Source organism: Fredinandcohnia quinoae (assembly GCF_022427965.1).
Taxonomy (GTDB): Bacteria; Bacillota; Bacilli; order Bacillales; family Bacillaceae_L; genus Ferdinandcohnia; species Ferdinandcohnia quinoae.
Genome location: NZ_JAKTTI010000019.1, coordinates 1 through 24,667 on the forward strand (window position 1 = coordinate 1; position 24,667 = coordinate 24,667).

Annotated in this window: 19 protein-coding genes; 14 read left to right on the forward strand and 5 right to left on the reverse strand. The window is 36.8% G+C overall.

The genetic code is table 11. The annotated features are described in order from the left end of the window. A partial coding sequence (locus MJG50_RS12415; RefSeq protein ID WP_240256055.1) for a hypothetical protein occupies positions 1-193 on the reverse strand: 193 nt, incomplete at its 3' end. 276 nt (positions 194-469) lie between these two features. Between MJG50_RS12415 and MJG50_RS12420 the strand changes: the two genes are divergently transcribed. The 8 genes from MJG50_RS12420 to MJG50_RS12455 all read left to right on the forward strand — a co-directional run bounded on the left by MJG50_RS12420 (position 470) and on the right by MJG50_RS12455 (position 10,726). Continuing rightward, the gene (locus tag MJG50_RS12420) at positions 470-1,660 is read left to right on the forward strand and encodes a glycine C-acetyltransferase (protein WP_240256056.1); all 1,191 of its coding nucleotides are present in this window, start codon (positions 470-472) and stop codon (positions 1,658-1,660) included. A 30-nt stretch (positions 1,661-1,690) separates the two neighbouring features. Continuing rightward, positions 1,691-2,647 carry an L-threonine 3-dehydrogenase gene (locus MJG50_RS12425; protein WP_240256057.1) on the forward strand — a complete coding sequence of 319 codons (957 nt, stop codon included), beginning with the start codon at positions 1,691-1,693 and terminating at the stop codon, positions 2,645-2,647. Between the two features lie 392 nt (positions 2,648-3,039). Next, a complete protein-coding gene (locus MJG50_RS12430; RefSeq protein WP_240256058.1) occupies positions 3,040-4,350 on the forward strand; it encodes an ABC transporter substrate-binding protein in 1,311 nt (436 codons plus the stop codon). A 108-nt stretch (positions 4,351-4,458) separates the two neighbouring features. After that, positions 4,459-5,319 (forward strand): carbohydrate ABC transporter permease, encoded by an 861-nt coding sequence (locus MJG50_RS12435; protein WP_240256059.1) that lies wholly within the window; start codon positions 4,459-4,461, stop codon positions 5,317-5,319. Beyond that, positions 5,319-6,140, forward strand: coding sequence for a carbohydrate ABC transporter permease (locus MJG50_RS12440; RefSeq protein WP_240256060.1), 822 nt, complete (start codon positions 5,319-5,321; stop codon positions 6,138-6,140). The genes MJG50_RS12435 and MJG50_RS12440 overlap by 1 nt, the downstream gene beginning before the upstream one ends. 154 nt (positions 6,141-6,294) lie before the next feature. Further along, entirely contained in the window at positions 6,295-7,314 is a 1,020-nt protein-coding gene (locus MJG50_RS12445; RefSeq protein ID WP_240256061.1) for a LacI family DNA-binding transcriptional regulator, read from the forward strand. An 18-nt stretch (positions 7,315-7,332) separates the two neighbouring features. Beyond that, positions 7,333-9,018 carry a glycoside hydrolase family 13 protein gene (locus MJG50_RS12450; RefSeq protein WP_240256062.1) on the forward strand — a complete coding sequence of 562 codons (1,686 nt, stop codon included), beginning with the start codon at positions 7,333-7,335 and terminating at the stop codon, positions 9,016-9,018. Positions 9,019-9,061: 43 nt separating this feature from the next. Further along, complete coding sequence (locus tag MJG50_RS12455) at positions 9,062-10,726, forward strand: glycoside hydrolase family 13 protein (RefSeq protein WP_240256063.1); 1,665 nt, start codon at positions 9,062-9,064, stop codon at positions 10,724-10,726. 46 nt (positions 10,727-10,772) lie between these two features. Here the strand turns inward: MJG50_RS12455 and MJG50_RS12460 are convergent, their stop codons facing one another. After that, positions 10,773-12,536: an alpha-glycosidase gene (locus MJG50_RS12460; protein WP_240256064.1), complete on the reverse strand. Its 1,764-nt coding sequence runs from the start codon at positions 12,534-12,536 to the stop codon at positions 10,773-10,775. A gap of 321 nt (positions 12,537-12,857) precedes the next feature. On the opposite strand from MJG50_RS12460, the gene MJG50_RS12465 reads away from it, so the two are divergent. The 6 genes from MJG50_RS12465 (at position 12,858) to MJG50_RS12490 (ending at position 21,444) form a co-directional block, all read left to right on the forward strand. Further along, complete coding sequence (locus MJG50_RS12465) at positions 12,858-14,183, forward strand: sugar ABC transporter substrate-binding protein (protein ID WP_240256065.1); 1,326 nt, start codon at positions 12,858-12,860, stop codon at positions 14,181-14,183. 93 nt (positions 14,184-14,276) lie between these two features. After that, positions 14,277-15,578, forward strand: coding sequence for a carbohydrate ABC transporter permease (locus MJG50_RS12470; protein ID WP_240256066.1), 1,302 nt, complete (start codon positions 14,277-14,279; stop codon positions 15,576-15,578). After that, a complete protein-coding gene (locus tag MJG50_RS12475) occupies positions 15,578-16,414 on the forward strand; it encodes a sugar ABC transporter permease (RefSeq protein WP_240256127.1) in 837 nt (278 codons plus the stop codon). Before MJG50_RS12470 ends, MJG50_RS12475 begins: the two co-directional genes overlap by 1 nt. A 15-nt stretch (positions 16,415-16,429) precedes the next feature. Continuing rightward, the gene (locus tag MJG50_RS12480; protein ID WP_240256067.1) at positions 16,430-17,959 is read left to right on the forward strand and encodes an alpha-amylase family glycosyl hydrolase; all 1,530 of its coding nucleotides are present in this window, start codon (positions 16,430-16,432) and stop codon (positions 17,957-17,959) included. A gap of 4 nt (positions 17,960-17,963) precedes the next feature. Beyond that, entirely contained in the window at positions 17,964-20,324 is a 2,361-nt protein-coding gene (locus MJG50_RS12485) for a glycoside hydrolase family 31 protein (RefSeq protein ID WP_240256068.1), read from the forward strand. 94 nt (positions 20,325-20,418) lie between these two features. After that, the gene (locus MJG50_RS12490; RefSeq protein WP_240256069.1) at positions 20,419-21,444 is read left to right on the forward strand and encodes a LacI family DNA-binding transcriptional regulator; all 1,026 of its coding nucleotides are present in this window, start codon (positions 20,419-20,421) and stop codon (positions 21,442-21,444) included. 36 nt (positions 21,445-21,480) lie between these two features. Here the strand turns inward: MJG50_RS12490 and MJG50_RS12495 are convergent, their stop codons facing one another. The 3 genes from MJG50_RS12495 to MJG50_RS12505 form a co-directional block, all read right to left on the reverse strand. After that, positions 21,481-22,308 carry a carbohydrate ABC transporter permease gene (locus MJG50_RS12495; protein ID WP_240256070.1) on the reverse strand — a complete coding sequence of 276 codons (828 nt, stop codon included), beginning with the start codon at positions 22,306-22,308 and terminating at the stop codon, positions 21,481-21,483. Further along, positions 22,308-23,285 (reverse strand): carbohydrate ABC transporter permease, encoded by a 978-nt coding sequence (locus MJG50_RS12500; protein WP_240256071.1) that lies wholly within the window; start codon positions 23,283-23,285, stop codon positions 22,308-22,310. Before MJG50_RS12500 ends, MJG50_RS12495 begins: the two co-directional genes overlap by 1 nt. A 73-nt stretch (positions 23,286-23,358) precedes the next feature. Beyond that, positions 23,359-24,627 carry an ABC transporter substrate-binding protein gene (locus MJG50_RS12505; RefSeq protein WP_240256072.1) on the reverse strand — a complete coding sequence of 423 codons (1,269 nt, stop codon included), beginning with the start codon at positions 24,625-24,627 and terminating at the stop codon, positions 23,359-23,361. Between the last annotated feature and the right edge of the window lie 40 nt (positions 24,628-24,667).

Consider the following 24,667-nt stretch of genomic DNA (forward strand, 5'->3'; position numbering starts at 1 on the left):
TTTTTGCATAATATGCCTTTAAGCGAAAAAATAAAAGGATGCCTACTAATAGTATACCTGTCTCTAATCCAAGTTTGTCGTTCTTCGCTAAATTATAAAAAGTCAGGAAAAGCAGTGAAACTATAAAATACAAGCATGTAAATCTTGATGCCTTTTCGATATAAGAAATCTCCTTCTCATCAGCCATTTTCATTTTCTTTTCTCCCACCAGAAAATATTTCCTTTATTATAACAATATTTTGAATAATTTAGAATAATAACTCAATATTCACGTGAATTACACATTATAGCTTTGCAAACAATATAATAGTATGATAAGAAAAAAGTGTACACCTCATATAAACAAATGATATAATTTGTGATATAGTGATAATATTAAATGTTGATATATAAAGGTTTATTAAGTTATTTTGTGTATTTCTAGGGTGGACATTTGTGTAATTTAAACAAACAAAAGGGGGATGTCGTTATGTCAAAAGTATTAGATTCTTTTTTACATGAAAATCTTGAAGATCTGAAGTCGAAAGGGCTCTTTAATGTAATTGATCCATTAGAAAGTGCGAATGGTCCAATTATTAAAATTAATGGGAAGGAACTCATTAACCTTTCCTCTAATAACTATTTAGGCTTGGCAACAGATGAGCGCCTTAAAGAGGTCGCAAAAGAAGCGATTCATACGTATGGTGTAGGAGCAGGTGCAGTTCGTACGATTAATGGTACACTTGATCTTCATGTCAAATTAGAAGAAAAGCTAGCTGAATTTAAACATACAGAAGCAGCAATTGCTTACCAATCTGGTTTTAACTGTAATATGGCAGCCATTTCAGCTGTTATGGATAAAAATGATGCGATTCTTTCAGATGAGCTTAACCATGCCTCAATTATTGACGGCTGTCGTCTATCAAAGGCAAAAATTATCCGTGTGAATCACTCTGATATGGATGATTTACGTGCAAAAGCAAAAGATGCGAAGGAATCTGGTTTATATAATAAAATCATGGTCATTACAGATGGTGTCTTTTCAATGGATGGAGATGTAGCCAACCTACCCGAAATTGTGAAAATTGCAGAGGAATTTGATCTAATTACATATGTCGATGATGCACACGGTTCTGGTGTATTAGGCAAAGGTGCTGGTACGGTTAAGCATTTTGGCTTATCCGATAAAATCGACTTCCAGATTGGAACACTTTCAAAAGCAATTGGTGTTGTTGGTGGGTATGTAGCGGGTAAAAAGGAATTGATTGAATGGTTAAAGGTTCGCAGTAGACCATTTTTATTCTCAACTGCATTACCACCAGCAGATGTAGCTGCAGCAACAAAAGCAATTGATATTTTAATGGAAAGCACAGAGCTTCATGATAAGCTTTGGGACAATGCAAATTACTTCAAACAACAATTAAAAGAACGTGGTTTTGATATTGGACATAGTGAAACACCAATAACACCAGTTATCATCGGTGATGAGCTGAAGACTCAAGAATTCAGTAAGAAGCTAATTGATGAAGGCGTATATGCGAAGTCAATTGTATTTCCTACTGTCCCACAAGGAACAGGACGTGTTCGAAATATGCCATCTGCCGCGCATACAAAAGAAATGCTCGATCAAGCAGTTGCGATATATGTAAAAGTCGCCAAGGATATGGGAATTATTAAATAACAATCTCATACCTTTTTGGAGGAATCTAGAATGAAGAAAATTGTGGTAACAGGGGCTCTTGGCCAAATTGGATCAGAGCTCATTACAAGAATGCGAGAAGTATATGGGGCAGATCATGTTATTGCGACAGATATTCGCAATAATGGTAGTGAGGTTGTTAACAATGGCCCATTTGAAATTTTAGATGTAACTGATGGAAAAGCGATGCATGATATTGTGAAAAAATATGATGCGGATACGCTTATTCACTTAGCAGCACTTTTATCAGCGACAGCTGAAGCAAAGCCGCTACTAGCATGGAATTTAAATATGGGTGGGCTTGTGAATGCGCTTGAGGTTGCAAGGGAGTTACGATGTCAGTTTTTCACACCAAGTTCGATTGGTGCTTTTGGTCCTTCAACACCGAAGGATCAAACACCTCAAGACACAATTCAACGTCCAACAACAATGTATGGTGTAAATAAAGTATCAGGTGAACTTCTGTGTGATTACTACAATCATAAATTTGGGCTGGACACAAGGGGACTTCGTTTTCCTGGCCTTATCTCATATGTTGCTCTTCCAGGTGGAGGCACAACAGACTATGCTGTGGAAATCTACTATGAAGCAATTAAAAATGGTCGCTATGCGTCATATATTGCTGAGGGAACGTATATGGATATGATGTATATGCCCGATGCTCTTAATGCAATCATTCAATTAATGGAAGCAGATGAGTCGAAGCTTAAGCACAGAAATGCATTCAATGTAACAGCTATGAGCTTTGCACCAGAAGAAATTGCTGCAGAAATTAAAAAGCACATCCCGAGCTTTACGATGGAATACAATGTGGATCCAAGCCGCCAAGCAATTGCTGATAGCTGGCCAAATTCAATTGATGCTACCGCAGCTAAGGAAGAATGGGGCTTTAAAGCTAAGTATGACTTGTCCTCAATGACAAAGGATATGCTTGAAAAATTAATGTTGAAATTAGTAAAGAACTCCTGATTATTCGGGAGTTTTTTTGTTTGAAAAAAGCATGAACGTACTATATTTAAGCTGTTTGGAAATCGTATATTTATGACTTTTTGCCACATATTAAGAAAGAATAAATGCAAATAAAACTTTTTTGTTGTAATTGTATTTTTTCCGTGATATTATTGTGGTGTTAGTTAATGAAATCGTTTGCGCAAAATAAAGTATAACTTTATTTTGATGAAAAATAGATGATGATAGCTGTTGTTATCTATATATATACGCATAATTTGAAAGCGTTTAATGTTAAAGTGGAAATTCCCAAAACTTGATTAAAGTCGACGGAAAAGTTCAATTTAATGCAAACGATTTCCGGTGTTGCGCATCGATTTCATTTATTAAAAACTAAAATGGGGGTTTTAAGCATGAAGGCAAAGAAATTCTTACCAGCCGTAATGGCACTGCTATTTATGTTTAGTGTTGTACTAGCAGGTTGCGGAAACAAAGATGAAGATGCTAAAGATAAAGGTGGATCATCTTCAAAAGATAATGTAACTGTGGATATTTTCCAATTCAAAGTAGAATTCAAAGATCAATTTGAGGAAGTTGCAAAGCAATATGAAGAATTAAACAAAGGTGTAAAAATTAATATCACAACTGTAGGTGGCGGAGAAGATTATGGTGCTGCCCTACGTTCAAAATTTGCTTCAGGTAATGAACCAACAATCTACAACGTTGGTGGTCCACAAGATGTTAAAGACTGGGATGGCAAATTAGCTAACCTTTCTGACACAAAAGCAGCAGGTCTTGCACTTGAAGGAACTCTTGAAGGCGTTTCAAAAGATGGTGAAGTTCTAGGTCTTCCATACAACCAAGAAGGTTATGGACTTATCTACAATACAGCAGTATTTGAAAAAGCAGGAATCAATCCAGCTGATATTACAACTTTCGCAGCTCTAGAAGAAGCTGTTAAAACATTAGATAGCAAAAAGAAAGATTTAGGTCTTGATGCAGTATTTGCACTACCAGGTAAAGAAGCATGGGTAACAGGATTACACTTATCAAATACTTTCATTTCACCTGAATTCGAAGGTAAAGTACTTGATACTTTCGAAGCAAAAACTGTTGATTTCAAATATGCAGATGCATTCAAAAAAGTATTAGACTTACAAAATGATTACTCTGTACAACCAACTGTAAGCCTTGATTATTCAATGCAAGTTGAAGAGCTTTTCTCAACTGGTAAAGTTGCGATGATTCAACAAGGTAACTGGGTATACGGTTCAATCGCGGGAATTGATGAAGAATTAGCTAATAACAACATTAGTATCTTACCTCTTCCGGTTGTAGGATACAAAGAAGATTCAATTCCAGTAGGTGTTCCAATGTACTGGGCTGTAAATAAAAACAAAGATGAAAAAGAAATTGCTGAAGCAAAAAAATTCCTTGATTGGTTATATACTTCTGATGAAGGTAAAGAAACTGTATTAAATGATTTCAAATTTATCCCTGCATATGATGGCTTTGATGCAAGTAAAATTTCTGATCCACTAGGAAAAGCAGTTTATGACTATGCTTCAGAAGGAAAAACAATTCCTTGGGTATTCATGGGCTATCCAACTTCATGGGGCGAACAACAACTTGGTGTTAATATCCAAAAATACATTAGTGACAACATGAGCTGGGAAGATTTAGTTAAAGAATCTAAAGCAGCTTGGGAAGATGCAAGAAAATAATAGAAACAAGAGACAAGGAAAACAAGGCGGCGGCAAGTGTTGCTTTGTTTTCTCTCTTTATAAGTAGAATGTAGTTGATTGCTACTTCAATTATTGGAGGAATATAAAATGCAAAAACGTAACCTTTGGTATTGGTTATTTTTAGCTCCAACCCTGTTTGCGCTTGCGGTTGTAGTTGTACTGCCATTACTATTCGGGGTCTATTATTCGTTTACAGATTGGAATGGAATTCAAATCACTGAATTCATCGGCTTTGACCATTATAAAAGATTATTTCAAGATGAAAATTTCATAAATTCTTTATGGTTTACAATTAAATTTTCAGTTGTATCGATTTTCTTAATTAACCTTTTTGGTCTCTCATTAGCATTACTCGTCACTCAAAAACTAAAATCTAATAAAATTCTACGAACCATCTTCTTCATGCCTAACTTAATTGGCGGACTTATCCTAGGATTCATTTGGCAATTTATTTTTATGAAGGTATTTGCGAGCATAGGAGATTTAACTGGGATTGAAGGACTAAAAGGCTGGTTATCAACAGAAACAACAGGCTTTTGGGCGTTGGCAATTCTCATGAGCTGGCAAATGGCTGGGTATATTATGGTCATTTATATTTCTTATTTAGAGGGTGTGCCTCAGGAATTATTAGAAGCAGCAGAAATTGATGGTGCAAATAGTTTTCAACGTTTCTTTCACGTTACATTTCCACTTGTTGCACCAGCATTCACGGTTAGCTTGTTCTTAACCTTATCGAATTCATTTAAACTTTACGATCAAAACCTATCATTAACAGGTGGTGGTCCGTTCAGATCAACAGAAATGGTTGCAATGGAAATCTTTGATTCAGCCTTTTCAAGAAACGAATGGGCTTACGGCCAAGCGCAGGCAATTATTTTCTTCATATTTGTCGCGGCGATTTCATTAACACAAGTGTATGTGAACAAGAAAAGGGAGGTTGAAATGTAATGAAGAGCAAGAAAAGAAAATTATACGCATTAGAGATATTCGGCATACTCTTAGCTCTTTTATGGCTATCTCCCTTTTATTTAATGCTAGTTAACTCATTTAAAACAAAACGAGAAATTTTTACTGATACATTAAAGCTTCCTGATGTATTTACGTGGGATAACTATGTAACAGCATTTGAAGAGCTTGATTTCCTTAGAACCTTTTTCAACTCAGCTCTAATTACAATTTTAGGTGTAATTGTTATCATTATCTTTTCTTCGATGGCAGCATATGCCCTTTCAAGAAGAAAAGGTAAGGTAAGTGGATTAATCTTTATGCTCTTTGTAGCTGCAATGTTAATACCATTCCAATCAGTTATGATTCCGTTAGTATCAATCTTCGGGAAATTAGAGCTATTAAACCGCTTTGGAATTATATTTATGTATTTAGGATTTGGTAGTAGTTTATCCATCTTTTTATATCATGGATCACTTACAGCTATTCCAAAATCATTAGATGAAGCAGCAACAATTGATGGAGCAAATCGCTTCCAAATCTTTTGGCATATCATTTTCCCAATGCTAAAGCCAATTACTGTTACAGTTGCCATTCTTAATATTATTTGGATATGGAATGATTATTTATTACCATCACTAGTAATTAACCAAGAGGGAATGCAAACTATTCCATTGAAAATGTTCTATTTCTTCGGTCAATATACGAAGCAATGGCATTTAGCTCTAGCTGGATTAACGATCGCAATTATCCCTGTAATTATTGTTTACTTCTTTTTACAAAAACAAATTATCAAGGGAGTATCAGAAGGATCGGTTAAATAGAAAAGCGCAAGCGCCTTGTCCAGGCCCGACAAGCAAATGTTCTGATGCAAAAAAGTCGTTCTTTGACTTTTCTTGCATCAGGTTATTTGACCTCGAGGGCCTAGGCGCTGGAGCTGGACATATATTGAAAGAACAGCTAGTTTGGGGGATCCATATGTCAATCACAATTAAAGATGTAGCGAGAGTAGCAAATGTATCTCCTTCAACAGTTTCAAGAGTCATCTCCAATAATTCGCGAATTAGCGAGGAAACGAAGAAACGTGTAAAAAAGGCAATGAAACAGCTTGGTTATCACCCAAATTTCCAGGCTCGTAGCCTTGTCGTTAAGAGTACGGAGACGGTTGGAATTGTGATGCCTTTTTCTGCATCAACCGTACTACAAGATCCATTCTTTCCTGAGGTTATTAGAGGTATTAGCGTAAAAGCTAAGGAAAATCGATATGGCATGTACCTCTCGACAGGTGGTTCGGAGGATGAAATTTTTGAAGAAGTTACAAGAGTAGTGCAAGGAAGACGGGTAGACGGACTCATCCTTCTATACTCCCGAACAGATGATAAAGTGATGAAATACTTACTTGATGTTGGATTTCCTTTTACAGTTATCGGACGCCCCTATGTTGGGGCAGAACGAATTACATTTGTTGATAATGACAATATTTATATTACTAAGCAGGTGACAGATTACCTTATTCAATTAGGGCATTCAAAAATTGCATTTGTAGGAATTGATATGGATTTTGTTTTATCAATAGACAGAATAGAAGGCTATAAACAGGCACTTCATGAAGCTGGTATTGAATTTCGAGAGGACTATATTATTCAAAAAAGCTATTTAAAAGGTGAGAAAAGTGCGATTACCGCATTCTTAACCTCTCCAGACGCACCGACAGCGCTTGTCGTTACAGATGATTTTCTTGCATTAGAGTTATTTAGTCATTTAGAAGCATTAAATATTAGAATTCCAGAAGATATATCAATTATTAGTTTTAATAACTATTTTATGGCAGAGCATTCAAAGCCATTATTAACTTCAGTTGATATTGATATCTTTCAATTAGGCTATGAAGCGGCAAATTGTTTAATAGAGAAAATCAAAAATCCTGAGTCTTTACCAAAACGAATAACCATACCAGCTAAGATGATTGAACGTAAATCATGTTCAAGTTTTTTATAAGAAACGAGGGCGAGGAAAATGGCGAATAAAACGTGGTGGAAAGAAAGTGTAGTTTATCAAATTTACCCAAGAAGCTTCAATGATACGAATGGCGATGGAATTGGTGATTTAAAGGGGATTACAGAGAAGCTTGATTACTTAAAAGACTTAGGTATAGATGTGATCTGGCTTTCTCCTGTCTATCAATCCCCAAATGATGATAATGGCTATGATATTAGTGATTATCGCAAAATTATGACAGAGTTTGGAACGATGGAAGATTGGGATGAATTACTCGAACAAATGCATACTCGTGAAATGAAGCTTATGATGGATCTCGTTGTCAATCATTCTTCAGACGAGCATGAATGGTTCCAACAATCGAGACAATCAAAGGATAATCCTTATCGTGATTACTATATTTGGCGAGCTGGAAAAGAAGGCAAGGAACCGAATAATTGGGAGTCAATTTTCAGTGGATCTGCTTGGAAATATGATGAACAAACAAATGAATATTTTTTACATCTTTTTAGTAAAAAGCAGCCTGATTTGAATTGGGAAAATCCGAAGGTTCGCCAAGAAGTATACGATTTGATGAAATTCTGGTTGGATAAAGGAATTGACGGATTCCGCATGGATGTTATCAATTTAATCTCTAAAGTCCCGGGATTACCAGATGGTAAGACGCATGAAGGGAAGAAATATGCCTCAGGTGCGGACTTCTATATGAATGGCCCGCGAATTCATGAATTTTTGCAGGAAATGAACAAAGAAGTTCTTTCAAAATATGATGTGATGACCGTTGGTGAAATGCCAGGAGTGGATACAGAGCAGGCACAGCTTTACACAGGTGAAGATCGTCAAGAACTTAATATGGTATTCCAGTTTGAGCATATGGATTTAGATTCAGGTCCAAGTGGAAAATGGGAGCTGAAGCCCCTTACGTTGCAAGACTTGAAGTTTACTTTTACAAAGTGGCAAAAGGGTCTAGAAAACGATGGTTGGAATAGCTTGTATTTAAATAATCATGATCAACCGAGAATGGTTTCAAGATTCGGTGATGATGGTGAATATTGGCTTGAGTCTGCAAAAATGTTAGCAACCTTTTTGCATATGCTACAAGGTACCCCATATATCTACCAGGGTGAAGAGATTGGGATGACTAATGTCCATTTTGATTCAATTGATGATTATCAAGATATTGAAACGCTGAATATGTACCGTGAAAAGTTAGAGGAAGGCAATGATCCAAAGGATATTATGCGTTCCATTTATGTAAAAGGAAGAGATAATGCAAGAACTCCAATGCAATGGGATGATAGTGAAAATGCGGGATTCACAGCCGGTACACCTTGGTTAAAGGTAAATCCTAATTACAATGAAATTAATGCAGACCGACAAGTTAATGATGTGAACTCCATTTTCCATTATTATAAAAGGTTGATTCAACTGCGTAAAGAGAATGAAATCGTTGTGTATGGTACATATGATTTGCTTTTACCAGATCATCCAACGATTTATGCATATACGAGAACACTTGGAGCAGAAAAGCTTTTGGTGATATTGAATTTTTCAAAAGAGGCGTCTAATTTTGAGCTTCCTAGCGAATGTCATTATCAATCAAAAGAACTATTTATTAGCAACTATGAGGTTGACGAAGCAGAGTCAATTAATAGAATCGAGCTTAAGCCATATGAGGCTCGTGTTTATAAATTGAAGGTTTAAGTATTTTAGAAAATAGAGCGATGTAGAAAAGTGAGGAAATATAATGAATCAGGTTTGGTGGAAGGAAGCTGTTTCCTATCAAGTCTATCCAAGGAGTTTTATGGACTCTAATGGTGATGGGATAGGTGATTTGCAGGGGATTATTTCAAAGTTAGACTATTTAAAAGACTTGGGAATCGACGTTATTTGGGTTAGTCCATTCTATAAATCTCCAAATGATGATAATGGCTATGATATTAGTGATTACCAGGACATTATGGATGATTTTGGTACGATGGCAGATTTTGATCAATTATTACATGAGACACATCAGCGTGGAATGAAGCTGATTGTTGACTTGGTAATCAACCATACGAGTGACGAACATCCATGGTTTATTGAATCACGTTCAAGTAAGGATAATCCAAAACGTGATTGGTATATTTGGCGTGATGCAGTAGATGGGAAAGAGCCAAATAATTGGGAGAGTATTTTTAATGGGTCTGCTTGGGAATATGATGACCAAACAAACCAATACTTTTTACACATCTTCTCCCGAAAACAACCAGATCTTAATTGGGAAAACAAAGAAGTGCGTACGGAACTATACAATATGATTAATTGGTGGCTTGATAAAGGAATTGATGGTTTCCGAGTTGATGCAATTAGTCATATTAAGAAAATTGCTGGACTTCCTGATTTGCCAAATCCGAATGGATTAGATTATGTGCCTTCATTTGATGGTCATATGAATCGGGAAGGGATTCAAACATTTCTTCAAGAACTAAAAGAAGAGACATTTGCTAAGTATGATATTATGACTGTCGGTGAAGCAAATGGTGTGCATATTGAGCATGCTGATGAGTGGGTAGATGAGAAAAAGGGCAAGTTTAATATGGTCTTCCAATTCGAGCATTTAGGCTTATGGGATGCAGAGACGAATCAAAGCTTAGATATCGTCGAATTGAAGAAGGTATTTACAAGATGGCAAAAAGGTCTCGAGGGTAAGGGTTGGAATGCATTATTCATCGAGAACCATGATAAGCCAAGGGTCGTTTCAACATGGGGAAATGATCAGGAATTCTGGCGTGAAAGTGCAACTGCACTTGGTGCGATGTATTTCCTAATGCAAGGGACTCCTTTTATTTATCAAGGTCAGGAAATCGGAATGACAAATGTTCACTTTGCAAACATTGAAGACTATAATGATGTTGCAACTAAGAACCTATATAAGAAGAAACGCAGTGAAGGTGTCTCGCACGAGGAAATCATGGAGATTACAAGGGCATCAAGTCGCGATAATTCTAGAACACCGATGCAATGGTCTGCGGAGGAGAATGCAGGCTTTACTACGGGTGAGCCTTGGATTGGGGTTAATCCGAATTTCGAGGAAATCAATGTTGAAAAGCAAAGCAATGATTCTAATTCCATTTTAGCCTTTTATAAGAAAATGATTCGTTTGAAGAAGGAAAATAAAATCTTCACATATGGTAGTTATGATCTATTGCTTGAGGATGATCCACAGCTGTATGTCTACACTCGTACGCTTGGAGAAGAAAAGGTCATTGTCATTGCGAACTTATCTGAGAAAAAGGCAGATTTCCATGTTCCTACTATCATTATGAATGATGAAGGACTACTGCTTGCTAACTATCAAGTAGATCATCATTCAGCAACAGATAAACTTGAACTAAAACCATACGAAGCAAGAGTGTATCGCCTTTCATAACAAAAAAGCCTATGTTCTAATATGAACATAGGCTTTTGTTATTCACTTATCCACAATGGTTGCTGACACAAAGGATAGAAAAACCGTATGAGTTTAGTGTTAAATGGATCTTGGTGGCTTCATTCGTATATGTTTTCCCAGTCCAAATATCAGTATAATCCTTGCCGTTGACTGGAACGGAAACCTCTAGTTTATCAGCAGAATTATTTAAGATAAAAATAAATTCCTCATTACCTGCTGCTTTTGAATAAATAATGTGATTCGTTTCGTCATTTGCTTCGATAAAGCGAATATCATTCTCTTTGAATGCTTGATGTTCCTTGCGAAGACGAATTAGCTTTTTGAGATGGTTAAATAATTCGTGATCTTGTTCGTTCTTATCCCAAACCATACATTTACGACAACCAGGGTCATGGTCACCTGTCATACCAACTTCATCCCCATAATAAATACAAGGGGAGCCGGTAAATGACATTTGGAAAACATATAATAGCTTTAATTTTTCCTTATTGCCACCACATACTGTTAAAATTCGTGGAGTGTCATGACTGTCCAACAGATTGAAGGCAACCTCATTCACATTGTTTGGATACATATGCTGCACCTTTGAAATCATATTCGTAAATTCAGTGGCTTGAATCGTATCCTCTGCAAAATATTTAACTGCACCTGTTGTAAAAGGATAGTTCATCACTGCATCGAATTGGTCACCTTGCAACCATGGCATCGAATCATGCCAAATTTCACCTAAAATATATACGTCAGGATTAATTGCTTTAACTTCTTGTCTGAATTCTCTCCAAAATTGATGGTCAACTTCATTCGCTACATCTAATCGCCAGCCATCAATATTAAATTCTCGTACCCAATAGCGGCCAACCTCTAATAAATAATCCTTAACCTCTTGATTTTCGGTATTAAGCTTAGGCATAAGAGGAGTAAAAGCGAATGTATCATAGTTTGGCTTAGGTTCAATTTGAATTGGAAACTCCCTAAGATGAAACCAGTCTTTATACACGGAGTTCTCGCCGTTTTCTAATACATCCTGAAACTGTGGGAAGTAATAGCCGCTGTGATTAAAGACTGCATCGAGCATGACCTTAATTCCGTGCTGATGACATGTTTCAACCAAACGCTTAAAGGTCTCCTTATCCCCAAATTGAGGGTCAATTTCCATATAATCAATTGTGTCATATTTATGATTTGAATACGCCTTAAATATCGGCGTAAAGTAAATACCGGTTATGCCCAGTTCAACTAAATGATCAATATGGTTAATGACTCCTTCAAAATCACCACCGAAGAAGTTTTCTGGCGTCGGGTTAGTACTCCCCCAAGCAAGTGTATTTGGTGGATTAATATCCTCATTTCCATTAGCAAATCGTTCAGGAAATATTTGATACCAAACCGTATCTTTTACCCATTCAGGTGCTACAAAAATATCAATTTTATTGAGAAATGGGAAACAGAAGTAATATCCTATCTCACTAATAGGTTCTGGATAGAACCCTTTTTCTGTGTAATATGTAGTTTCTAGCCCGTCAGAAATTTCAAATCCATAACGTAGGCGCTTAAATTCCGGAGTGACCTCAATGAACCAATAATCAAATAACTCATCAAATCCGCTCATTTTCATTTCAGATTTAAGATACATCCACTTCCCATTCACAAAATCATACGGGTCTCCAAAAATGAGATTAACAGATTTAATATCTTTCTTTTTTGTGCGCAAACGTATGTGCATTTTATCTTCTGAGTACGTGTAAGCAAAATTATTTTTTGGTCTATGATCGATAGCTTCTTTAAACATCCTAGCCCTCCTTATAAAAAATTTGATTCAATTTGTGTCCTTATCTTTCTTAGTTTAACATACAATATTCATCGTGATGCAAGAAAAGATATAATTTTTAGAAAAAACAAAAAAGTAATTGACAACGTTTTCAATTGATTATACAATAATCTCAGATTGAAGGAAAACGTTTGCGCAAACAAGTGGTGCATCTAAACTTACTAGTTTTGAAGTATCTTTTTTTATAACATCTTTAGGAAGCGTTTTCAACTAATGGAATTTTTAGTTTTTTACTTTTGTTTGTAGTATTTTCTAAAAAAATAAAAAAAGGTGGGAAAATTCATGCAAAGATTTTTAAAACTATCATTTCTAGCATTACTGGTGTTCTCTGTGTTAGTTGCATGCAGTAAACCAGGGGCAAGCACTGAACCGAAAGATGAAGGAAAAAAAGAAGGAGAGAAAACTCCTCCAGCTCAAGAAGAAACGGTAGCAATTGAGCCAGAAGAAGGCGCGTCACTTATTATGTGGGATAATGCCGATGGTGAAATGGAATGGGCTCAATATGTAGCAGAGGAATTTACGAAGAAATATGATATTCCTGTAGAAGTTCAAGAGGTATCTCACGTGGATGCAGCAGGGAAATTAGAGACAGATGGACCAGCAGGGCTTGGTGCAGACGTATTCCATGCACCACATGACCATGTAGGAAATATGGTGTCTTCTGGTTTGATTCTTGAAAATATGTTCCCTGATGAGTATAAAGAGAATTTCATGGAAGCGGCTATCAATGGAACATCATATACAGAAGATGGGGAATCTACTCTATACGGGTACCCGATTGCAATTGAAACATATGCATTATATTACAATAAAGATTTAGTTGAAAAACCAGCAACAACATTTGAAGAGTTATTTGCTCAAGCAAAAGAATTCCAAAAGGATTCTACTGATAAGGATCGTAAATTTGGTCTAATGATGGAAGTAGGTAACTACTATTATGCTCATGCATTTTTAGGCGGGTACGGAGGTTACATCTTCGGTAGTGACAATACAGACCCATCTGATGTTGGTTTAAATAATGAAGGTGCAGTTAAGGCAGGAGAATTCATGCGTAAGTATCGCAATGAATTGCTACCTCTGAAAAATGAAGATATTACTGCTGATATCATTAGTTCATTCTTTAATAATAATCAACTCTTATACCGTATTTCAGGTCCATGGGATATCACAAACCATAAAGATGCAGGTATAAACTTTGGTGTGGCTCCACTTCCAAAGCTTGATAATGGAGAAGTACCAACAAGTTTCTCAGGAATCAAAGGGTATTATGTGAATGCTTATTCAAAATATCCTAAGGCTGCAACATTACTAGCACAATTTGCTACAAGTGAGGAAATGTTAGCAAAACGATTTGAAATTACTGGTCAAATTCCTCCACATAAAGCGTTACTAGAAAATGATGCTTTAAAAGCAGATGAATATGCAATGGCATTTTTAGAGCAAGCACAAAGTGCAGTACCGATGCCTAATATTCCTGAAATGCAAACTGTTTGGGATCCAATGGGTAAAGCATTTGTATCAATTTGGAATGAAGAAGTAGATGTCAAAGAAATACTCGATGCAGCCGCACAGCAAGTTAAAGATGCAGTTGCTTCTCAACAAAAATAATAGAAGAAAGAGCCGATACCATACCGGTATTGGCTCGCTTTTTATCCAAGTGGACTATATCAAACAAATTTTTTGTAGAAAGAGGGAGGCTCAATGCATTCCAAAGCGAAAATAGGGGCATTATTATCCTTTTTGTTTATGGGGCTCGGACAAATATATCATCGTCAATTTATAAAAGGTATTTTATTTTTAGTTTTAGAAGTCTATCTTCTAGTTTTCTGGTCACTTCCATTCAGATGGGCAATGTGGGGATTAACAACACTTGGCGAAACAACCCAACAAAGAAAAGGCTTTGAAGTGATTCAAGGTGATCATTCGATCTTCCTGTTGATTGAAGGAATTATATTCTTAATCTCGTTTCTTCTATTTCTATGGATTTATTATTTAAATGTTAGGGATGCATATAAAGTAGGGAAAGTAAGAGATCAAGGGATACAGCCAAATTCCTTTAAAGCAACATTAAAAAATATGTGGGAAAATGGATTTCCATACATTTTATTAACACCATCGATTTTGTTTACAGCATTTTTAACTGTTTTACCATTGCTATTTGGTATTTTGATTGCATTTACGAACTATTCTGGTCCAAACCATCTACCACCTAAAAGTCTAGTTGACTGGGTTGGTTTCCAAACTTTTATTGATCTCTTCAATATGAAGACATGGAGTAATACGTTTTATGGTGTATTTTCTTGGACGATAATTTGGGCTATTTTATCAACTGCAACTACCTTTTTTGTTGGGCTATTTTTTGCAATCTTAATTAATAATAAAGGGATTAAATTAAAGCGTTTTTGGAGAGGAATTTTCATTCTCCCGTGGGCAATTCCACAATTTATTAGTATTTTAATCATGAGAAATCTATTTAATGGTGAGTTTGGACCGATTAATCAATATTTAGAAGCGATCGGTTTAGCAGCAATTCCGTGGCTATCAGATCCATTTTGGGCAAAGTTTACGTTAGTATTCATTAACATGTGGTTTGGTTTCCCGTATTGGATGATTTTAATGAGTGGAGTCATGACGACAATTGACAAATCCCTATTTGAAGCAGCAGAGGTCGATGGAGCATCACCATGGCAGAGATTTCGAACGATTACAATGCCAATTGTCATGTTCTCAACCGCACCATTATTAATTATGGCATTTGCAGGAAACTTTAATAATTTTAATGTGATTTATTTAATGACTCAAGGAAATCCGGTCAACGTGAATTATAGTTATGCAGGTTCAACCGATATTTTAATAACCTGGATATATAAAATGACATTGGAGCAAAGTCAGTTTGCAATGGCTTCAGTTGTTTCCATCCTAATCTTTTTTGTTGTTGCTGCTTTCTCAGTATGGAACTTTAGAAAAACAAGAGCATTTAAAGAAGAGGATATGATGTCATGATGAATAAAAGATTAGTAGATAAATTCACTGTTGGCTTAATATATACGATTTTAACAATTACTGCAATTACTGTTTTGTACCCTGTGTATTGGATTATTATTGGGGCTTTTAACCCTGGAGATTCCCTATTCTCTACAAAATTAATACCTGATCGGTTAACACTCGATCATTTTAGAGATTTATTCAATAAAACTGATTATTTAATTTGGTATAAAAATACATTTAAAATTGCTTTCTTTAATATGCTATTGTCTACATTCCTTGTCGTAACTGCAGCGTACGCATTTTCTCGCTTTCGCTTTCCAGGAAGAAGACAAGGCTTGATGACAATGCTTGTATTACAAATGTTCCCTGGCTTTATGGGAATGATTGCAATCTATATTCTCTTATTGCAAATTAATCTATTAGATAACCATTGGGGGCTTATTCTCGTGTATGCCGGTGGATCGATTCCATTTGGTGCTTGGCTAGTAAAAGGTTATTTTGATGGTCTTCCTAGGAGCTTAGAGGAAGCAGCAAAAATGGATGGTGCTGGCCATACAACGATCTTCTTTAAAGTAATGTTCCCATTATCGAAACCAATTTTAGTATTTATAGCTGTAAATAACTTTATTACTCCATGGATGGATTTTATCTTTGCCCGACTTGTTCTTCGCTCAAATGAAAATAAAACATTAGCGATTGGTTTATTTGAATTTGTTACAGGGCGTGGGAATACGGAATTCACAACGTTCGCAGCTGGTGCAATTCTTGTAGCGATTCCGATAACAATTGTATTTTTACTTTTCCAAAAGCATATTGCTGAAGGTTTAACAGCTGGTGCAAATAAAGGATAAGGAGGAATGGAGAAGATGAAGAGAACACTATCCTTTATGTTGATTTTAACCTTCATCCTTTCCTTTATCCCTGTTCAAGCCGAGGATAATGAAGAGCGGACATGGCAGGATGAAATGATTTATTTTATCATGGTCGATCGTTTTCATAATGGTGATAAATCCAATGATTATGAAGTGGATGTCAATGACCCGAAGGCCTATCATGGTGGGGATTTTAAAGGGATAACAAAGAAGTTGGACTATATCAAGGATATGGGCTTTACTGCAATATGGCTAACACCGATTGTAAAAAATGAACCTAAGGGCTATCACGGATATTGGACGGAAGATTTTTATGATGTCGAGGAGCATTTTGGAACACTTGAGGAGTTTAAGAGTTTAGTTGAAGAAGCTCATAAACGAGAGATAAAAGTGATTTTAGACCTTGTTGTTAACCATACAGGCTATCAGCATCCGTGGTTAACAGATCCTGAGAAGAAGGATTGGTTTCATGAACGAAAGGGTATTTTGAATTGGGATAATCAAGAAGATGTAGAAAATGGCGAGCTCGCGGGTTTGCCGGATTTAGCCCAGGAAAATCCAGAAGTGAAGAAATACCTTTTAGATATGGCGAAATGGTGGATAACAGAGACTGATGTGGATGGATATCGCCTAGATACGGTGAAGCATGTTCCGAAATGGTTTTGGAAGGAATTTTCAAAGGAAGTTAAGTCAGTTAAAGATGACTTCTTCCTAATTGGCGAGGTATGGCATGAAGACCCTAAGTATGTCGCGGATTATGGGAATACAGGGATTGATTCATTTGTTGATTATCCATTTTTCAATGAAGCAGCTCGAATATTTAGTAGACCAGATCAATCGATGGGGCGGCTACAAGCAGTTTGGAAACGGAATACGACATTGTATGGAAATGCAAATATACTAGGGAACTTCATTGACAATCATGATAATGTTCGGTTTACCCGTCTTGCGAAGGAAAGGGATCAAGACCCGGTGAAGAGAATTAAGCTGGCACTGTCTTATATGTATACAGCTCCGGGTATCCCGATTATCTATTATGGAACGGAAATTGCCTTAGATGGCGGGGAAGATCCTGATAACCGAAGGGATATGGAATTTGGGACAACTAATGAAGTTGTGACATATCTTTCAAGATTAAGTGAACTAAGAAAGCAATATCCGGCATTAAGAAAAGGCGATTTCGAAGTGCTATATGATCGACTTGGAATGACTGTTTTCAAACGTGTGTATGAGGATGAAGTTACTATTATTGCAATCAATAATTCGACGAAGTCTCAAGAAGTTGAACTATCTACTGAACAGATTATGTCAGATCACCAATTACGTGGGGTATTAGATGAGGAAGTCATTGAAAGTTCGAAGGATGGATATAAGTTAACTGTTGAAAGTGAAACTGCAGAAGTATATGTATTGGAGGAAAAAGAAGAAACCAGTCGTATGTATATGATTCCAGTCGTCATAGTTCCTTTGCTGTTCATCATCTTCTTTTTTATCTTTCGAAAAAGAGTAAACAATAGGAGGTAGAATCATGTTACAAGATACTAGTTTTGCTATTCACCCAGGACAGAAGAAAATGATTGAAAATACTAGTTATCAAGATATCGGAAGCTTGCACTCTTTTAAACAGGATCATAATCAATTTCATAGTATTTGTGAGAATGGTCAAGTAACGATCGTCTTTTATCGTCAGGACATCGTTCGAATCATCATGAATCCATTTGAAAAACCATCATTAAAGGGGAGCCCTGCTATTGTTAAGGCTCCTGATGATGTGAATGTACTAGTCAAAGAAGAGGAAGCAGAAATTTCTCTAAAAACAGATGATTTGGTTGTTTCTATATCGAAAAATCCATTTCGGGTTGTGGTTTCAGATCAGGAAGGGACATTATTAGTTCGTGAATCATTAAAAGGAATGGGCCTTAAACATACTGGAGAAGTAATCTGTTATAAAGAGATGGATGAAGCAGATCATTTCTACGGATTTGGAGAGAAATCTGGGTTTCTAGATAAGCGCGGAGAAAAAATGACGATGTGGAATACAGATGTGTATGCTCCGCATAATCCGGAGACAGATTCTTTATATCAATCAATCCCTTATTTTCTAACCGTTAGAAATGGGAAGGCACATGGCATCTTTTTCGACAATACATACAAATCAACCTTCGACCTACGTTCAAGTACGAATGAGTATTCATTCCAAGCAGAAGGTGGTCAAATGGATTACTACGTATTTGCAGGGCCAACACCTAAGGATGTGCTGCGTCAATATACCGAGATAACAGGGAGGATGCCAATTCCGCCAAAATGGGCAATTGGTTATCATCAGTCACGATATAGTTATGAGACAGAACAAGAGGTACGAGAACTAGCTAAGACCTTTTTAGAAAAAGAGATTCCACTTGATGTTATTCATTTGGACATCCATTATATGAATGGTTATCGAGTATTTTCATTTGATCGGGATCGTTTTCCCTCACCGGAAAAATTGATTAAGGATTTGAAGGAAGTAGGGATCCGTGTGGTTCCAATTGTTGACCCAGGGGTAAAGGAGGACTCTGAATACTCTATTTATCAAGAAGGTGTGAACAAAGATCTCTTTTGCAAATACATTGAAGGAAACATCTATTTTGGAGATGTTTGGCCAGGTAATAGTGCATTTCCTGATTTTACGAAAACAAGCACCCGCGAGTGGTGGGGGGATAAACATTTATTTTATACAGACTTAGGTATTGAAGGTATTTGGAATGATATGAATGAGCCATCCGTGTTCAATGAGACGAAAACGATGGATCTAAAAGTTATGCATGATAATGATGGTGATCCAAGAACACACCGTGAATTACACAATATTTATGGGTTGCTGATGGGGCAATCTACATACGAAGGTATGAAGAAAAATTTAAAAGGAAAACGACCATTTTTATTAACTAGAGCTGGTTATTCTGGAGTCCAGCGATATGCGGCAGTATGGACTGGTGATAATCGCAGCTTTTGGGAGCATTTGCAAATGTCATTGCCGATGGTGATGAACCTTGGAGTGTCTGGTATTCCATTTGCAGGACCAGATGTGGGAGGATTTGCACATGATTCAAATGGTGAGTTATTAGCAAGATGGACACAGGTAGGGGCATTTACTCCATATTTCCGCAACCATAGTGCGATTGGATTTGCTAGACAGGAACCGTGGTCATATGGTGAAAAATATGAAGCGATTATAAAAAAATATATCCAACTTCGATATAAATGGTTACCACAATTGTATACATTATTTGCCGAAGCCCATGAAACTGGAGTACCGATTGTTCGACCGTTAATGATGGAATATCCAAATGACAAAAATACAAGTAATCTTTCAGACCAGTTCATGTTAGGAAGCAATGTCATTATCGCTCCAATCATGACCCCAAGTACAACGAACCGCGTTGTCTATTTACCTGAAGGAAACTGGGTGAATTATTGGACAGATGATGTATTTGAGGGTGGAAAGCACCATATGATTTATGCCGATTTGGATACGTTGCCAATCTTTATTAAGCAGGGAACAGCGGTCGTACATGGTGATGTTAGACAATCAACAGAATATTCTAATGAAAAAATGACAATTCACCTATATAATAGTTCATATGGCACATTTGAATTTTCAATCTATGATGATGATGGTAGTTCCTTTGAGTATCAAACAGGTCATTTTTTCCGTAAAATCATAAAAACTGAATGTCAAAAAAACACAATTCATATTACAATGGTTGAGGAAGGTTCATATCGTCCTAATTGGGATTTAATAGAGATTGAAGTGCACAATGCAGAGGATATTCAAACTGTATTTGTGAATGGCAAAATGGTTGAAAGTATGAAAAGGAATGATAACCGACTATTAATTAGTATATAGATCCTAAATACAAAAATGATAAATTTTCCAAGTAAAAGGTATAACCACTCATGGGCAAAAAACAGATTATGCCAGGGAAGGGAGTGGTGGTTGTATGACAGTAACAATCAAGGATGTTGCGAAGCTTGCAAATGTTGCTCCGTCAACGGTTTCTAGGGTTATTGCGGATAACCCTAGAATTAGTGAAGAAACAAAAATAAGAGTTCGAAAGGCAATGGAGAAATTAGGGTATCACCCAAATTTAATTGCTAGAAGTCTTGCCAGTAAGAGTACTCAATCGATCGGACTAGTAATGCCAAGTTCTGCGGATAAGGTATTCCAAAACCCCTTCTTTCCTGAGGTCATTCGTGGCATAAGTAAAGGTGCACATGAGAAGGAATATTCGTTATACTGGTCTACTGGAGAGACGACAGATGAAATTTATGAAGGCGTTGTCCAGATGGTTCAAGGACGCAGAGTGGATGGGTTAGTTCTTTTATATTCACGATTTGATGATGAAGTTGTGAACTATTTGCAAAAGAATAATTTCCCGTTCGTTGTCATCGGGAAACCATATAAGGATATTGAACAAATTACACATGTTGATAATGATAATTTCAGGGCCTCAAAGGAAGTGACGGAATACTTAATTGGACTCGGTCATGAACGAATTGCATTTGTCGGTGGTAGTCTTAGCTTGGTCGTGACAATTGATCGGCTACTAGGCTATGAAACGGCAATTAAAAATGCAGGGCTTCCAAATCGTGATGAATATATCAGTAATGAAGAATTCCTCAAAGAAGGCGGTCAGGAAGCAATTACTGAATTATTATCGTTAAGTGAACCGCCAACCGCATTGGTTGTAGCGGATGACTTAATGGCACTGGGTGTCGTTAACAAACTCGATGAAATAGGAAAGGTTGTTCCTGATGATATATCAGTCGTGAGCTTTAATAATGTCCTTCTGACGGAAATTTCAAGACCACCTTTAACATCAGTAGATATTAACATCTTCCGGTTAGGATATGAGGCGGCTAAAAACCTCATTGAAAAAGTAGAGGATCCACAAGAACCTGTAAAACGAATCATTATCCCACATCAGCTCATTAAAAGACAATCATGTGGAGAAATAGAAGCGTAAAATAAAAACATCACCGGATTTGGTGATGTTTTTATTTTATCCCTTTACAGACCCAGCAAGTAATCCTCTTACAAAGTATTTACCTAAAAAGATATACACGAGCAGGGTTGGAAGTGCTGCAAGTAGAGCGCCTGCCATTTGCACATTCCATTGAACAATTTGACTTCCTGATAGATTCTGAAGGGCAACCATGATTGGTTGTTGATCAGAAGTTGTAATCGTAACAGCAAACAGGAATTCGTTCCAAATATTTGTGAATTGCCAGATAGCAACTACGACAAAACCTGATATGGATAGTGGCACCATAATATGTCGGTATACACGTAAGAAACCGGCACCATCAATTTTCGCTGATTCAATCATTTCATCTGGAATACTTGCATAAAAGTTGCGGAACATCAAGGTTGTAATCGGAAGCCCGTACACGACATGGACAAACACAAGTCCCGTAATCGTGTTATATAAGCCAACCTCTCGCAAAAATTGAATCATCGGAATGAGGATGCTTTGATATGGAATGAACATCCCAAATAGAATAAATGTAAAAATTGTATTAGACCCTTTGAATTTCCATTTCGATAGAACATACCCATTAAGAGACCCAAAAAGAGCTGATAGCAAAGTAGCGGGTACAACTAAATAAATGGAATTAAGGAAATTTGGGACAAGCTTTTCAAAAGCAACCGCATAGCTGCTAAAGTCAATTGTAGCAGGCAATTTCCACATTTCACTAAGTGTAATTTGGTCAAGTGGCTTAAGGCTCGTTACGATTATGACGTACACAGGCATCAGATAAAATAAGCTCAATCCGATTAAGACAATGTAAAGTAAAGGCCTCGTCAGGGTTTTCGTTGCTGTAGACATTACGCATCACCCTTTCGACTTGAGATTAAGTATGGGACAATAAAAATAGCAACAGATAGTAGCATAATAATCGCGATTGCAGCACCATTTGCATAATAATTACCCCGGAAGGTCGTTTCAAACATATATACCCCAGGAACATCTGTTACAAAGTTTGCCCCAGGACCTGTCATTGCATAGATTAGATCAAAGATTTTAAGAGAAATATGGGCCATAATAATGACAACACTCACTGTGATTGGACGTAATAATGGGATAATGATTTTTCGATAGATTTGTAATTCAGAAGCACCATCCATTCTAGCAGCTTCTCTAGCTTCTTCTGGGATAGCTCGTAGTCCAGCAAGATACATTGCAACAGAAAACCCGGTCATTTGCCATACTGCAGCAATGACAACTGCAATGACGGCCACAGGAATACCAAACTCAATTTTTCCCCAAGGAAAACCTAGTAAAATATTTGTATCTGTATACCATTTTGAATCAAGTCCAATTTTTTCTAAAAAGAGATTAACCCCTGTCGAAGGATTTAAGAGCCATTGCCACACAACCCCTGTTACGACAAATGATAGTGCCATTGGAAAGAAGAAAATATTTCGGAAAATCGACTCTCCCTTTAAGAGCTTTTGGTCTAATAAAATGGCTAAAAATTGCCCTAAAATAATGACCGCACCAATAAATAAAATTGTAAACGTTAATGTATTACGTAAATCAGCTTGGAAACGGAAGTCCCCAAATAAATACAGATAATTTTTCAATCCGGCAAATGAAAAATCTGGAACGAGAGTATTCCAATTACTCAATGACACATATCCAGTCCAGCCGATAAATCCATAAACAAATACAGCGATTAACACAATCGAAGGAATAATGAATCCAATTGCTAATAAATGATCAGTGGTAAATGTACGCTTCTTTTTTGGTAGGATTTCTTGCTGTTGTATGATGGATGCCGAAGCTGACTTTACTGGCTCCATAGATAATCCCCCTTTCATTGATGAAGAAAAAGAGGAAGAGAGTACTCTCATCCCCTTCTTAAAATGTTCAACCCTACTTTAACTCAGCAGCTGCTGAAGTCATTGAATCGGTAAATTGTTTAACATCCTTTTGTGTGACGAAAATATTAATTGCTTGGTTAACCTTTGTTAGGAAGCCTTCTGCCGCTGCAGAACCATGCGCTAAGCTTGGTGATAGTTCAGAAACCTTGAAATCCTCGATTGTGTCTTTTCCGTATTGATCATATTTCGATACATCTGCATCGACACGAGCTGGGATTGACCCTTTTAACACATTAAATGCATCCTGACCTTCAACAGAACCTAATACAGACAAGAACTTCTTAACATCATCCGCATTACTTACTCCTTTAGGTAATCCGAATGTATCTGTAATAACCATGAATTTACCATCAGTTCCTGGAGTCGTAATGTATCCAAAGTCTTCATTAACAACTTTCTTCAAGTCATTTACAAAATAACCCTTTGCCCAGTCACCCATTACGTTCATTGCCGCTTCTCCATCGGCAACTAATTGCGAAGCATCCTGCCAGTTGCGTGATGCATGGTCCTCATTAATATAATCAAGCATTTTTGTGAAGATTTCAGCAGCCTCAACTACCTTAGGATCATCAAATGATAAATCGCCAGTCCAAAGCTTTAGGTAATCATCAGTACCTAGTACACCTAATAATACTGTTTCATATAATTGAGTAGCTGTCCAAGGCTCTTTGTCACCTAATGCTAGTGGTGTAATTCCTTTTGCCTTAAGCGCATCAGCTACTTCAAAAAATTCATCAAATGTAGTTGGAGCTTCTAACCCGTTTTCCTCAAATACATGCTTGTTATACCAGAGCACATTTCCACGGTGAATATTAACTGGAACTGAATAGATTTTTCCATCTTTACTTACCATGTCAATTAAATCCTGAGGGAATTTGTCACCCCATCCCTCGTCCTCATAGAGATCATTGATTGGCTCCATTTTTCCGGCTGCTACCCAGCCCTCGTTCAACTCTGCCCCACCATGAACTTGGAATGTTGCTGGAGGGTCGCCCCCGTTCATTCTGCTTGCAAGAACTGCTTTGGCATTCGTACCAGCTCCCCCAGCAACTGCAGCATTTTCAATCGGAACATCTGGATATTTCTCTTCAAATAATTCTAATAATGCCTTTAGACCATCTTCTTCACCGGCACCAGTCCACCAGCTGAAAATATCTAGCTTGGCATTCTTATCCTTTTTGTCAGAGTCAGTCTTAGAACTACAAGCAGTCATTGCTAAAACAAAAACGAATAAAACAAAAACCATAAACCCTTTTTTCATAGATCATTTTCCCCCTTTTTATAAATTGAAAACGTTATCA